General features: G+C 34.3%; 12 protein-coding genes. 9 read left to right on the plus strand and 3 right to left on the minus strand.

The window, feature by feature from the left end; translation table 11 throughout:
* Positions 1 to 54: 54 nt before the first annotated feature.
* Entirely contained in the window at positions 55 to 747 is a 693-nt protein-coding gene (locus MQX03_RS07830) for an AIM24 family protein (RefSeq protein WP_242802416.1), read from the minus strand.
* A 200-nt stretch (positions 748 to 947) separates the two neighbouring features.
* Between MQX03_RS07830 and queA the strand changes: the two genes are divergently transcribed.
* The 5 genes from queA to MQX03_RS07855 all read left to right on the plus strand — a co-directional run bounded on the left by queA (position 948) and on the right by MQX03_RS07855 (position 5,539).
* Entirely contained in the window at positions 948 to 1,997 is a 1,050-nt protein-coding gene (gene queA / locus MQX03_RS07835; protein WP_129534440.1) for a tRNA preQ1(34) S-adenosylmethionine ribosyltransferase-isomerase QueA, read from the plus strand.
* 47 nt (positions 1,998 to 2,044) lie between these two features.
* A complete protein-coding gene (locus MQX03_RS07840) occupies positions 2,045 to 2,392 on the plus strand; it encodes a four helix bundle protein (protein ID WP_242802417.1) in 348 nt (115 codons plus the stop codon).
* An 81-nt stretch (positions 2,393 to 2,473) separates the two neighbouring features.
* Complete coding sequence (rlmN, locus tag MQX03_RS07845) at positions 2,474 to 3,508, plus strand: 23S rRNA (adenine(2503)-C(2))-methyltransferase RlmN (RefSeq protein ID WP_242802418.1); 1,035 nt, start codon at positions 2,474 to 2,476, stop codon at positions 3,506 to 3,508.
* 104 nt (positions 3,509 to 3,612) lie between these two features.
* Complete coding sequence (locus MQX03_RS07850; RefSeq protein WP_242802419.1) at positions 3,613 to 4,491, plus strand: hypothetical protein; 879 nt, start codon at positions 3,613 to 3,615, stop codon at positions 4,489 to 4,491.
* Positions 4,492 to 4,561: 70 nt separating this feature from the next.
* The gene (locus MQX03_RS07855) at positions 4,562 to 5,539 is read left to right on the plus strand and encodes a polyprenyl synthetase family protein (RefSeq protein WP_242802420.1); all 978 of its coding nucleotides are present in this window, start codon (positions 4,562 to 4,564) and stop codon (positions 5,537 to 5,539) included.
* Between the two features lie 58 nt (positions 5,540 to 5,597).
* On the opposite strand, the gene MQX03_RS07860 is transcribed toward MQX03_RS07855, so the two are convergent.
* Positions 5,598 to 5,894: a hypothetical protein gene (locus MQX03_RS07860; RefSeq protein WP_242802421.1), complete on the minus strand. Its 297-nt coding sequence runs from the start codon at positions 5,892 to 5,894 to the stop codon at positions 5,598 to 5,600.
* A 138-nt stretch (positions 5,895 to 6,032) separates the two neighbouring features.
* Between MQX03_RS07860 and MQX03_RS07865 the strand changes: the two genes are divergently transcribed.
* Together MQX03_RS07865 and MQX03_RS07870 are read left to right on the plus strand one after the other, a co-directional pair.
* Entirely contained in the window at positions 6,033 to 8,465 is a 2,433-nt protein-coding gene (locus tag MQX03_RS07865; protein WP_242802422.1) for an alpha-ketoacid dehydrogenase subunit alpha/beta, read from the plus strand.
* Positions 8,466 to 8,574: 109 nt separating this feature from the next.
* On the plus strand, positions 8,575 to 9,093 hold the full coding sequence (locus tag MQX03_RS07870) for a DUF4274 domain-containing protein (RefSeq protein WP_242802423.1): 519 nt from the start codon (positions 8,575 to 8,577) through the stop codon (positions 9,091 to 9,093).
* Between the two features lie 185 nt (positions 9,094 to 9,278).
* Here MQX03_RS07870 and MQX03_RS07875 read toward each other — a convergent pair whose 3' ends face one another.
* On the minus strand, positions 9,279 to 10,481 hold the full coding sequence (locus MQX03_RS07875) for a C1 family peptidase (RefSeq protein WP_242802424.1): 1,203 nt from the start codon (positions 10,479 to 10,481) through the stop codon (positions 9,279 to 9,281).
* A 421-nt stretch (positions 10,482 to 10,902) separates the two neighbouring features.
* On the opposite strand from MQX03_RS07875, the gene MQX03_RS07880 reads away from it, so the two are divergent.
* Both MQX03_RS07880 and MQX03_RS07885 read left to right on the plus strand, forming a co-directional pair.
* Positions 10,903 to 11,421: an RNA polymerase sigma factor gene (locus MQX03_RS07880; RefSeq protein WP_242802425.1), complete on the plus strand. Its 519-nt coding sequence runs from the start codon at positions 10,903 to 10,905 to the stop codon at positions 11,419 to 11,421.
* Between the two features lie 10 nt (positions 11,422 to 11,431).
* Positions 11,432 to 13,954, plus strand: a complete 2,523-nt coding sequence (locus tag MQX03_RS07885) for a vWA domain-containing protein (RefSeq protein ID WP_242802426.1) — start codon at positions 11,432 to 11,434, stop codon at positions 13,952 to 13,954.
* Positions 13,955 to 13,991: the final 37 nt, after the last annotated feature.

The following is a 13,991-nucleotide window of genomic DNA, read 5'->3' on the forward strand; positions in this document are numbered from 1 at the left end:
AAATAAAAGCAAGAACGATAAAATTCTTGCTTTTTTAATATCTTAAAATATAATTTACTTTGCTACCACATAAACCTCCTCATACGGCTGTATCAGCACCCATCCATTCCCAGAAAACTTCATCTGAAATTCTTCACCACTACCTCTTCCAATTAAACTTTTAAAAGAAACATTGGTTTTCAGTTCCGGACTTAAATTTCCAGACCACGCAACTGTTGCATTTGGATCAGTAAAAACAGGAGCGTCAGGAGTAACCATTAAGGTTAAAGGCTCACCATGAGTAGTAATTGCAATGTGACCAGTTCCTGAAAGTTTTACTTGGAAAAGTCCTCCAGACATCATTCCGGCAATACTTTTTAGCATAGTAATGTCACTTTTAACACTTTGTTCGTGCGCTAGAACATCATTTCCATTCACGAAAAGAGTTTCGTTGTTCAAATATAAGATTCTAACCTTTTTCCCTGAATCGGCAACGTATAATTTGCCTGTGCCTTCCGCTTTCATCAGTTTTGCACCTTCTCCGCTGATGGCTTTTTTCAACATATTTCCCAATCCGCCGGAAAGCATTCCTTGTCTTTCAAAGTTGACATTTCCAACGTAGCCAACCATGCTCCCTGTTTTTGTCCAGACTGCCTGATTGTTGAGGTTGATTTCTAAAAGTGCAGGTTTTTCCAATTCAAAATAATCTCTTTCAAGAGGATTTTCTTTGGTTTCTTTTACGAATTCTTCTAAAGAATATTTGCTCATAGGTGTAATTTTAATTCCGTCTAAAATACTGTTTTTTCTTGTAATAATTAAACAAAATAAAAAAATGTAGTACTTTAAAATCCCTGCCAGTACCGATAGTGAAATAAAGACTTGACAAAGGGGTGTCGAATGTTGTATATTTGCAGTCCGAAAAATTACATCCGTAATTTTTGTATAATTTTTAAACCGTAATTTAAAAAATGAAGACATCCGATTTTAATTTTGATCTCCCTGAAGAATTATTAGCAGAGCACCCGTCTGAACATAGAGACGAGTCTAGGTTGATGGTTCTTGATAGAAAAACTCAAACTATAGAGCATAAAACATTTAAAGACGTTGTAGATTATTTTGATGAAAAAGATTTGTTCATCTTCAACAACACTAAAGTTTTCCCGGCACGTCTTTACGGAAATAAAGAAAAAACAGGAGCTAAAATCGAAGTTTTCTTATTGAGAGAGCTTGATAAAGAAACCCGTGTTTGGGATGTTTTGGTAGATCCTGCAAGAAAAATCAGAATTGGTAACAAATTATTTTTCACCGAAGATGAATCTTTGGTTGCTGAGGTAATTGATAATACAACCTCTAGAGGTAGAACATTGAGATTTTTATTCGACGGTTCTTACGAAGAATTTCGTAAAAAATTGAACGAGCTAGGAGAAACTCCTCTTCCAAAATATATCAAAAGAGATGTGGAACCGGAAGATGCTGAAAGATACCAGACCATTTATGCTAAAGTGGAAGGAGCTGTAGCAGCACCAACTGCTGGTTTGCATTTCTCAAGACATTTGATGAAGAGATTGGAAATCAAAGGAATCGATTTTGCTGAAGTGACCCTTCACGTAGGATTAGGAACTTTCAACCCGATTGAAGTAGAAGATCTTTCTAAGCACAAAATGGAATCTGAAGAAATCATCATCGATGAGAAAAATGCTGAAATCATCAACAAAGCTGTTCAGGAAAACAGAAGAGTATGTGCGGTAGGAACAACCACGATGAGAGCAATTGAAACTTCAGTTTCTTCAAACAGAAAAATCTCAGCATTCAATGGCTGGACAAATAAATTTATTTACCCACCTCACGATTTTGGGGTTGCCAATACGATGATTACTAATTTCCACACGCCAAAATCTACATTGATGATGATGATTGCAGCGTTTGCAGGAAAAGATTTCTTAATGCAAGCATACGAAGAAGCCGTAAGAGAAAAGTATAAATTCTATTCTTACGGTGACGCAATGCTTATTATATAATATAAAGTAAAAAGAGCCAAGTAAAAAGGAAAAAGTAAGGAAGTGTAATGAAACAGAATGATTTGCTATTAAGAACGTTTGACTTTGGTGTTAATTGTCTTAAATTTTTAAGAAAACTTCCAAACGATTCTGAAAGTAAATTAATAAGATTTCAATTAGGAAAATCAGCAACTTCAATTGGTGCAAATTATGAAGAATCCCAAGTAGGATCTTCAAAAGCAGATTTTAGAAATAAAGTTAAAATTGCATTACGTGAAGCCAGAGAAACTAATTTTTGGTTAAGAATCTTAGAAAAATTAGACGCTTACGATTCTGAAGAGTTTAAAAATTTGTTGAAAGAAAGTAACGAATTAAAAAATATTCTCGCAGCGATTGTAAACAACACTAAAATATAATTACATAAAACCTTTATTCCTTTCGTTTTTACTTGGCTCTTTAAACTTTTTACATTTACCTTTTACCTTGGCTCTTTAATCATGAAAGATATCCGTACCTTATCCCTAGACCAACTCAAAGACTATTTTGGTACTATTGGTGAAAAACCTTTTCGTGCTAAGCAGGTCTATGACTGGATCTGGAGTAAAAATCTTCATTCATTTGAAGAAATGACGAATCTTTCAAAAGACCTGAGAGAGAATCTTATCCGTGACTTTATCATGAATCCGGCAGCAGTAGATCAATTTCAGAAATCTACAGACGGAACGATAAAAAATGGGGTGAAGCTTCATGACGGTCTTATGGTAGAATCTGTTCTTATTCCTACAGAAACGAGAACTACAGCGTGTGTTTCGTCACAGGTAGGTTGTTCGTTAAACTGTGAATTTTGTGCTACAGCAAAGCTCAAAAGAATGAGGAATCTTGAAGTGGCAGAGATCGTAGATCAGGTTGCTTTAATAGACAGACAAAGTAAAGAATATTATAACCGTCCGCTTACCAACATTGTTTTTATGGGAATGGGTGAGCCGATGATGAATTATAAAAATGTGGTTGAAGCCATCCGAAAAATCACTCAACCTGAAGGTTTAGGAATGTCACCGAGAAGAATTACCGTTTCTACATCAGGAATTCCAAAGATGATTAAAATGCTGGCTGATGACGAGTTAAAAGTAAAGCTCGCCCTATCATTACATTCTGCGGTTGAACAAACCCGTAATGAGATTATGCCGTTTTCAGATAAATTTCCTTTGACGGATATTATGGAAGCGCTTCAGTATTGGTACAAAAAAACAGGTTCTGTTGTTACGTTTGAATATTGCGTATGGAAAGGTATTAATGACAAAGATGAGGACATTAAAGCTTTAATTAAATATTGCCGACAGATTCCTTCTAAAGTCAATTTAATTCAATACAATCCGATTGGTGAAGGGAAATTTGACCATAGAAGCGTTGCTGCCGAAGAAAAATATGTTCGTGAACTTGAAAAAGCTGGAATTACAGTGATGGTCAGAAAAAGTCGTGGCGGTGACATTGATGCCGCTTGCGGGCAGTTGGCGAATAAAAACGCTGAATAATTCCTTAATTAAATTCTTTTTTAAATAAACTCAATCCACAAAGTGGAAGTATAACTTCAAAATTCTTAACAATCCATTCATACCAAAATCTGTAATTTTGCGCTATGAAGAAGGTTTTTCTATTACTGATCATTATTACTTTTCAAACTGCTTTTTCTCAACAAGCAGAAATTTTTAAGCTTAAAAAATTCAGAGTTTCAGTTTTAAATGATTCGATTCAAGAGACTTCCGGACTGAATTTCTTTGATGGAAAACTCTACACTTTCAACGATAGTGGAAATCCTGCAGAATTATATGAAATCGATAAAAATTCAGGAAAAATTCTCAAAGTTTTAAAAACAGATACTGAAAATAAAGACTGGGAAGCTTTAGCCAGCGACGGTGAAAATTTCTACATTGGAGATTTTGGCAACAATGCAGGAACTAGAAAAGATTTAAAAATATATAAAATTCCTTTTCAAAATAATCAGTTACAGAATGATTTAATGAAAACCATTTCGTTTTATTATCCCGAACAAAACGATTTTACATCAAAAAATATTTCAACTGATTACGATTTGGAATCGATGATTTATTTAAACGGAAAAATCCATATTTTCACCAAAGAATGGGCTTCAAAATCTACAACGCATTACACACTTGATCCTGAAAATTTTGAAAATCAAGCTGCTCAGAAAGTAGAATCTTACCAAACAGGTTTTGTGGTGACTGATACTTATTATTACGAGCAGAAATTGTACGTCGTTGGTTATACGAAGAAAACTGAAGTGTTTTTAAATGTATTTAATGAAATGGAACCGGGAATATTTTTCAAAGAAAATCCAAAACATCTTTATTTAGGCAGTGCATTGACCATCGGGCAAATCGAAGGTATTGCCGTTGGCGAAAAAGGAATTTATATTTCAGGGGAAAAATTCTATTCACCGATCAAGAAAACCCAACCGTTTTTTTATTTTATTCCTAAAGAAAAACTCAAACTTTAATTTTTGTTAAAATTGGTTTAAAAAAATTATCTTTGTGAATTAATAAATACTCACCCATCATTCTCAGATAGTGGCCAATATTGTAGAAGAAATCAAACGACCGATCAATGAGGAAATGAAACTTTTCGAACAAAAGTTTTATGAATCCATGCAAAGCAAAGTCGCTTTACTCGATAAAGTTACCCGTTTTATTGTTACGACAAAAGGGAAGCAGATGCGTCCGATGTTTGTTTTTCTATGCGCAAAACTAATTGGAAGCGTCAACGAAAAAACCTATCGTGGAGCTTCAATGATTGAGTTGATTCATACGGCAACTTTGGTGCATGATGATGTTGTGGATGAGAGTTTTAAAAGACGTAATTTCTTTTCTATTAATGCTTTATGGAAAAACAAGATTGCAGTTTTAGTTGGTGATTTCTTACTTTCAAAAGCGGTTTTGCTTTCTACAGACCATAAAGATTACGATTTGCTTTCTGTGATTTCGAGAACTATCAGAGAAATGTCTGAAGGCGAACTTCTTCAATTGGAAAAAGCCAGAAAATTGGATATTACTGAAGATGTTTATTATGAAATTATCCGTCAGAAAACAGCGACCTTAATTGCTGCATGTTGCGAAATCGGTGCTTTATCCAACGATGCTGATGAAAATTTAGCCAAGAAAATGATGCAGTTCGGAACGTATACCGGAATGGCTTTCCAAATTAAGGATGATTTATTCGATTATTTAAGCTCAAACTTTATCGGAAAACCGGTGGGAATTGATATTAAAGAGCAAAAAATGACTTTGCCTTTAATTCATACTTTAAAAATTGCCAGCGAAACCGATAGTAAATATTATTTCAACACAATAAAACGCTATAACAATGACCAAAAACGTGTGAAAGAACTGATTGCTTTTGTGAAAAGTTCAGGCGGTTTAGACTACGCCATTCAGGTGATGAAAGATTTTCAGCAGAAAGCTAAAGATATTCTTGATGAATTTCCTGATTCTGAAGTGCGAAAATCTTTGCACATGATGTTGGATTACGTCATTGAAAGAAAATTCTAATTAATAATTTGCGTTAGAATTCCAATATTAATTTAAAGAAAACAAAAAAACAGGAATTTTAATCCATTATTGCTGTTGTTATAATAATCACAGACAGAATAATACAAAATAAAGCGATTAAAAATAGATAATCCGCAATACTCTCGTATCTGTTTCCCAGACTCTCCTTATCAGTTCTTATCGACATAAACGAAAATAAACTGCTACACGCAAAAAGTACACATGCGATGCCTGCAAACTCATCTAAAAATGTATGATGGCTCGTTTTAGTGATTTTCAATGAGGTGATGATGATCATAGAAAACCCTAAAAGATTAGACGATGCATTAAGAATATGAGTGGACTTTTTTTCCATATTACAGAGTTTTATTCAAAGTAAACACATTTTTTTTCATTATCAAATTTATAAAAAACATTCTTGAAAATTAAAATTAATATAAAAAGTGTATATTAGCAAAATACTTCAGAATTAAAAAATATTTAATATTTGGCTATGCAGACAACCTATATTGAAACTCAGCAGATTTCTTTTCAAGATTTTAAAAATCAGATACTTGAAGACTATAAATTAGGTAGAATCTCTCGTGAAATGTCTTATCTGGGCAGAAGAGAAGTTCTTACCGGAAAAGCGAAGTTCGGAATTTTTGGAGACGGAAAAGAGTTGCCGCAGTTGGCAATGGCGAAAGTTTTCAGAAACGGAGATTTCCGTTCGGGATATTACAGAGATCAGACTTTTGCGTTGGCTATAGATGCTTTATCGGTTGAAAGTTTCTTTGCTCAGTTATATGCAGATACAAGTGTGGAAAGAGAGCCTGCATCTGCCGGAAGACAGATGAATGGTCACTTTGCCACAAGAAGTTTAAACGAAGACGGAAGCTGGAAAGATTTAATGGCTCAGAAAAATATTTCTTCTGATATTTCTCCTACTGCAGGGCAAATGCCAAGATTATTAGGTTTAGCGCAAGCTTCAAAAATATATAAATCCGTAAAATTTGACGGTTCTGAAAAATTCTCCAACGAAGGTAACGAAATCGCTTTTGGAACCATTGGAGATGCATCAACTGCTGAAGGTCATTTTTGGGAAACTTTAAATGCTGCATGTGCTTTGCAAGTTCCGATGATTGTTTCGATTTGGGATGACGGTTATGGAATTTCGGTTCCTACGATGAAGCAGAGAGCAAAAGCTGATATTGCTGAGATGTTGAGCGGTTTCCAAAGAAAAGAAGGCGAAAATCAAGGTTGTGAAATTATTCAGGTGAAAGCTTGGGATTATCCGGCTTTGTTGGATGCTTATGCAAAAGCTGAACATTTTGCAAGAACAGAATCTGTTCCTGTGGTTGTTCACGTGATTGAAGTTACACAGCCTCAAGGTCACTCGACTTCGGGATCTCATGAAAGATATAAGAATGAAGAGCGTTTATCTTGGGAAGCAGATTTTGACGGATTGTTAAAATTCAGAGAATGGATTTTAAATTATTCAATCGAAATTGAAGGAAAAGAGGAAATCATTGCAGCTGTTGAAGAACTCGATGCGATTGATGAAGAAGCGAAGAAAAAAGTAAAAGCAGGACAAAAATCGGCTTGGGAAAACTATCAGAAAACGCTTACTGAGTTGGCTTTTTCAGTTTTACCTTTAGTTGAAAATTTAAAAGGAAAACACACTGAGATTGAAGAATACATCAATCAATACAATAAATTAGTTTCTAAAGCTAAGAAAGACGTTTTCCATTTGATCAGAAAATCTTTATTGGCAACAAGAGGAACCAATTCTGCGGAAAGAACTCAGTTGATGAACAAATACAACGAAGTTTTTGAAGTTGAAAAAGATAATTATTCTTCACACTTATATTCGCAGTCTCAATGGAGAGCTGAAAATGTAAAAGAAGTAAAGCCGGTATTCACAGAAGCGTCTCAGGATGTTGACGGAAGAGTAGTGGTAAGAAATAATTTTGATAAAATTTTTGAAAAATATCCTCAAACTTTGGTCTTTGGTGAAGATGCCGGAAATATCGGTGACGTGAACCAAGGTCTTGAAGGAATGCAGGAAAAATATGGTGACATTCGTGTTGCCGATACAGGAATTCGTGAAGCGACCATTCTTGGTCAGGGAATCGGAATGGCAATGAGAGGTTTAAGACCAATCGCTGAAATTCAATATTTAGATTATATCTTGTACTGTTTACAGGGAATGAGCGATGATTTGGCGACAGTTCAGTACAGAACAAAAGGCGGTCAGAAAGCTCCTGTAATCATCAGAACAAGAGGTCACAGATTGGAAGGAGTTTGGCATTCAGGTTCGCCAATGGCGGGAATTCTGAATCTTTCTAAAGGAATTTTGGTTTTAGTGCCAAGAAACTTAACGAAAGCTGCCGGATTCTACAACACCATGCTTCAAAGCGACGATCCTGCTGTGATTGTTGAATGTCTGAACGGTTATAGATTAAAAGAAAAACAACCTGATAATTTAGGTGAATTCACTGTTCCTGTCGGGAAAATTGAGGTTACAAAAGAAGGAAAAGATGTGACTTTGGTAACGTACGGTTCGACTTGGAGAATCGTTATGGAAGCAGCAGAAGAATTAGAAAAACTTGGAATCTCTGCAGAAGTTATTGATGTTCAGTCATTAATTCCTTTCGATTTAACGCATGAAATCGCAGAATCTGTGAAAAGAACCAACAGATTGGTTGTAATCGACGAAGATGTGGTAGGCGGAACTTCAGCGTTTATCCTTCAGCAGATTTTAGAAAAACAAAAAGCATTTAGATATTTAGATTCTGATCCATTGACAATTGCTGCAAACGATCACAGACCTGCGTACGCAAGTGACGGAGATTATTTCTCTAAGCCATCTTCCGATGATATGGTGGAAAGGATTTATGCTTTATTTAATGAAACAAATCCTCAGAAATATCCTGCGATATTTTAATTGAGATTTTAGATAAATTTGAAACCGCTTTCTTTTTTGGGAGCGGTTTTTTTGTTGATTATTGTATATATAAAAATTGTAATTTAGTTAGATCTAACAAATAACATAAATGATTGTAAAACCAAGCCGTGAAAATTTTATTAAAGAAAATTTTTTTGAACTATCTTTTAGAGATGAAAATCCCAATTTTGAAAAATTTAAATCATTAAGTTCTACAGAGCTTCATTATCTTGCAGATATTTATAATTGGGATGATGGTGTCGAAATTTTATTTTGGATTATAAACTCGGATAAATGCGATAAAGGAACGGCTTTGATGATTTTTTGGAGGGCTACTCCAGATTATTATCTTGAAAAGAATGAAGATGAATTAGAGATTTATGAGAAAGAAGTTCATCAATTATTAAAAAAAATTATAGAGTCTTTTATATCGAATAAATTTAGAAAATCAAGATTAAAATATAATCCTGCTGACGATTTTGATACTGATGTACAAGAAATATTAAATTGGAATATTCCGAATGAAATGATAAATGAAACTAGCGGGTTCAGACCGATTTATTTAGGAACAATATTGCATTCGTTGAGAAATCATTATAAAAAATCTAAAAAGAAAAGACGAAAGTGATTTACTATTAACTAATTAAATATGAGAATTACCAAGCATATTACCTTTTTGATATCAAAGTTAGTATGTAATTCTTACTGTGAAAAAACATAAAAGCAAAAAACCGCCTCAAGAAAATCTCAAAGCGGCCTATTAACAAGTTTAAAAATATCTAAAATTGTCAAACGAATGACAATAATGATTTCCTACAAACCAATACTTCTGTTTGGCTTTAATTGTTTTCTGATGTTCTTTGGAATTGCATTTTTATGAACCAAAATCGCTGTCGATTTATACTCAACATAAGGTTTTGTCACATACAAATATCCATCAAAATCGTTGGTTACACCCCAAGAATTTTTCACCATATAATATTCTTTTCCGGTTTGATCTTTTGCCAAACCTACGATGTGCATTCCGTGATCATCGGTCGTAGAAAGATTATTTAAGGCTTTCTGACGTAGATCTTCAGTGATGGTTTTGTCTTTTTTAGGCTGTGTAAACAATTCTTTTTTTACTTCTGGAGTAATTTGATCCAAATCTACATCAGGAACATACGCAACACCGTTTTTGTAAGAGAAATATGGTTCAGAAACGTCAGTTGCCCAACCTACAGAATATCCTTTTGCGACAGCATTATCGATAATGGCAGTCATTTCATTCATCGGAATATTCCAGTCAGAATCATGGCTCCAGTTATCAGGAATCGGCACGACAAATTTCTGATAGTACGGATAATCTTTGTAAGAAGATAATTCCACATAATCTTCAGGATTAATACCAACAACTTCTTTCGCAAAGGTTTTTGGAGTATAATTTTTACCTTCATACGTAAAGTTTGCCGGAACTTTTCCTAAATATTCATCAAGAATTGCACCCACAGAATCCATCCAGTTATCTTGAAGTTTTCCTTTTGCAGATGCCGCAACCAAACCTTCTAAAACAGGCTTCAGTTTCCCCTGCATTTCATTGAAATTATTTAAAGTCTGTCCGGATTTTAAACCGGTATAAACATCCTGCGGAACAGCACCGTATTTTTTGTACATATTCACCACATCATGCAACTCTCCGCCGTCGCCCCAACTGATTGCTCCGCCATTTAAAACATATAATTTTGCCTTATCATGATAAGAATTTCTTGCGGTGAAAATTTCTGCCAGATCAACAGGTTTTTTACCCATTCTCTGCATTTCAGATTCCAGAAAAGAGTTTCCGGAATAACTCCAACAAGTTCCTGACGAACCTTGATTTTTTACAGAAGTTGCCCCTATATCTTTTAAAGTAGTGAACTGAAAGTTAGCATTTTGAGACTGATTGTTTTTCAACTTATTGATCAGGTCATCCTGAGCAAACATCATACTTCCTGCACATAAAACAACAAGCAAAGATGCAAATCTTTTATTTTTCATAAGAAAAGGTATGTTTATTTTACAGTTGTGTTTCAATGTTTTTAGAACTTTGAAACTATTTAAGCAATCTTACAACCGTAAAGAATTATATCTAAATAGTCGGCAATGTTAAGCGAATGTTACGTGAATTAATGTTAAAAAGGGTTAAAGCCGATGTATTAGTTATACAGTTTTCCAGTTAAATAGTTTTTCAGTTTAACAGTTTAAATAACGTCGCAAGCAACTAACTAACTAACTAACTAACTAACTAACTAACTAACTAACTAACTAACTAACTAACTAACTAACTAACTAACTAACTAAAAAAACTGAATAACTTTCCAACCCTTTAGTTTGAGTATTTCCTTATTTTTAGAAAAAGTTTACAATGTTTCCAACCTTTCTGAAATTTCCTGCATCTATAAGAGTATAAAGCCTGACTATGGAAAAAGAATTACTGATAGAATGCCAACGGAACGACCGCAACGCCCAGCGGAAGATTTATGAGAAAATGGCGGGCAAACTGTACTCAGTCTGCAAGCGCTATCTGAAAAACGACGAAGACATCGAAGAAGTATTGGCCGATACGTTCTACAAAATTTTCACAAAGTTGAATCAACTTCAAAATCATGAAATTTTCGAAGCCTGGGCAAGAAAAATTGCAGTGAATGAATGTTTGCAGAAATTGAGAAGTATGAAAGCGCTCGATGTGTCTTTAGAAGAAGAGTTTGTAGAATCAACAGGTTCTCCAACAGATAGTATTTCTTTTGAAAAAGATATTTTGAAACTGCTCAATTTTCTTCCGGAAGGCTGCAGAGCGATTTTCAACCTGTTTGCTATTGAAGGTTATCCGCATAAAGAGATTGCAACAATGCTTTCCATCAGCGAAGGTACTTCAAAATCTCAACTGAATTTTGCGAGAAAAAAATTGCAGGAACTCTTGGTCAATCACAACATTTAAACTTTACACAATGGAAAACAATCACGATATAGATAAAAAATTCAATGAGGCTTCTCAATCTTTGGAAGAACCTGCTACTTTTCCGGGTTTTGATAAAGTTTGGGCAAAAGTTGAAGAAAAATTAGATAAAAAAGAAGATAAAAAGAGAATCGTACCTATCTGGTTTCCTTATGGAATTGCAGCGAGTTTGATTATTGGTTTGGGAGCATTTTATTTTATTGATAAAAATAATGTTTCTGAAATTAATAAACCTCAAATTGCTCAGAATACAGTTTCACCTAAAATAAATTCTAGTGTTCAGACAACTGACAGTTTGGTAAAGTCTAATATTGATAAGGAAATTCAATCTCAAAAAGATATTCAAAAGCCTGAAGTGATAGCGTATGAATCTATCATTCCTGAGCCTGTAATTTCTCCGGTGTATCATAATGAATTACCATCACAGAGTTCAGATATTGTAAAAGAAAATATAATTTACGAAGGAACAGATGGAGATGGTGTTTTAGATAAAGATGATAAAGCTCAAAGCATTGAGGAGGTAGTTTTAGTAGGACTACGACCTGTGAAAAAGCAATCCTATACGTCAAGTGCAGTTTCTGTGGTAAGTTCGCGAAGTTTGGAAGGCAAGCGTTCAAAAAAAGCGAAAGGAAATATAAACACATCTCAATCGATTGCAATGAATGATTTTGGAAATAGTGGTTATAATAATTACTCATCTACATCAAATATCAAAAATGAATTTAAACAGAGTAATAATATTTCACAGGCTTTAGTTGGAACAGTTTCAGGTCTTCAAATAACATCAGGTCAAGGAACTCCTGGTTCTTCTAAACAAATTGTAATCAGAGGCATGAGTACATTAAACGGAAGCGACCAACCATTATACGTGATTAATGGAGTTCCGCAAAGTGCTGATGAATTTCGTAAAATTAGCCCTAACTCTATTGAAAGTGTAGAAGTTTTAAAAGATGCTTCCGCAACAGCAATGTATGGAAGTAGAGGAGGAAACGGAGTTATTATAATTAAAACCAAAAAACTTTCCAGAAAAGAAAGAAGAGCTTTTGAAAGACTTCAGAAAATTCAGGATAGCATTAATTTATCAAAACAAATTCAGAAGCAAAATAATGAAGAATACGATGCTTTTGTAGAAAATCCCTTTGAGCTGACAAAAAATCAATCTGTTTCTACGTTTTCAATTGATGTGGATAAAGCGGCGTATTCCAACATCCGAAGAATGATTAACAATGGAGAATATGTCAATAAAAATGCTGTGCGAATTGAGGAAATGATTAATTATTTTAAATATAATTATCCGCAACCGAAAAATAATCAGCCGTTTTCCATCAACACAGAATACAACGATTCGCCTTGGAATTCTAAGCATAAATTGTTAAAAATTGGTCTTCAGGGAAAAAATATTCCGACAGATCAATTGCCGAGTTCAAATTTTGTATTTCTGATTGATGTTTCAGGTTCGATGGATGAAGCTAATAAATTACCACTTTTAAAATCGTCTTTTAAAGTGCTTTTAGATCAATTGAGACCGCAGGACAAAGTAGGAATTGTAGTTTACGCAGGAAGTGCAGGGATGGTTTTGCCACCGACTTCAGCTAAAGAGAAAAATAAAATCATTGAAGCTTTAGAAAAACTTCAGGCAGGCGGAAGTACAGCAGGTGGACAGGGAATTGAGTTGGCTTACAAATTAGCTCAGGCAAATTTCATTAAAAACGGAAATAATCGTGTTATCATCGCAACCGACGGAGATTTCAATGTGGGAACATCTTCCACGGGCGACCTTCAAACCTTGATTGAAGAAAAAAGAAAATCCGGCGTTTTTCTGACGTGTTTAGGTTTCGGAATGGGAAATTTTAAAGACAACCGAATGGAAACTTTAGCCAACAAGGGCAACGGAAATTATGCATACATCGACAATATGCAGGAAGCCAACAAGTTTTTAGGAAAAGAGTTTGCCGGAAGTATGTATGCGATTGCAAAAGATGTCAAAATTCAGATTGAATTCAATCCGAAATATGTGAAATCTTACCGTCTGATTGGTTATGAAAATAGAAAACTGAAGAATGAAGATTTTACAAATGATAAAATTGATGCCGGAGAATTGGGAAGCGGTCACACGGTTACGGCTTTATATGAAGTCATTCCAACTGATGTCAAGTCTGAGTTTTCACCCAAAGAAAATGATTTAAAATACACTAAAAACACAAATGATGAAAACTTTAATGACGAATCGGCAACGGTTAAATTCAGATATAAAAAGCCTGATGGCGATACAAGTTCGGAAATCGTTCAGGTGGTGAAAAATTCAAATAAAAACATTTCTCAAGTAAGTGATGACTTTAAATTTGCCTCTTCAGTAGCTTGGTTTGGTTTGGCTTTAAGAAATTCAGATTTAATTAAAAATAAAGATTTGAAAGAAATTGAAAAACTAGCAAAAAAGGGTAGAGGTAATGATGAAGAAGGTTATAGAGCAGAGTTTGTAAGATTGATCGAAAGCTATAGATCAATGCAGAAATAACATTCATAAAAAAAGAAATTTCTTCGGAGATTTCTTT

The sequence above is a fragment of the Chryseobacterium aahli genome (genome assembly GCF_022699665.1).
Taxonomy (GTDB): domain Bacteria; phylum Bacteroidota; class Bacteroidia; order Flavobacteriales; family Weeksellaceae; genus Chryseobacterium; species Chryseobacterium aahli.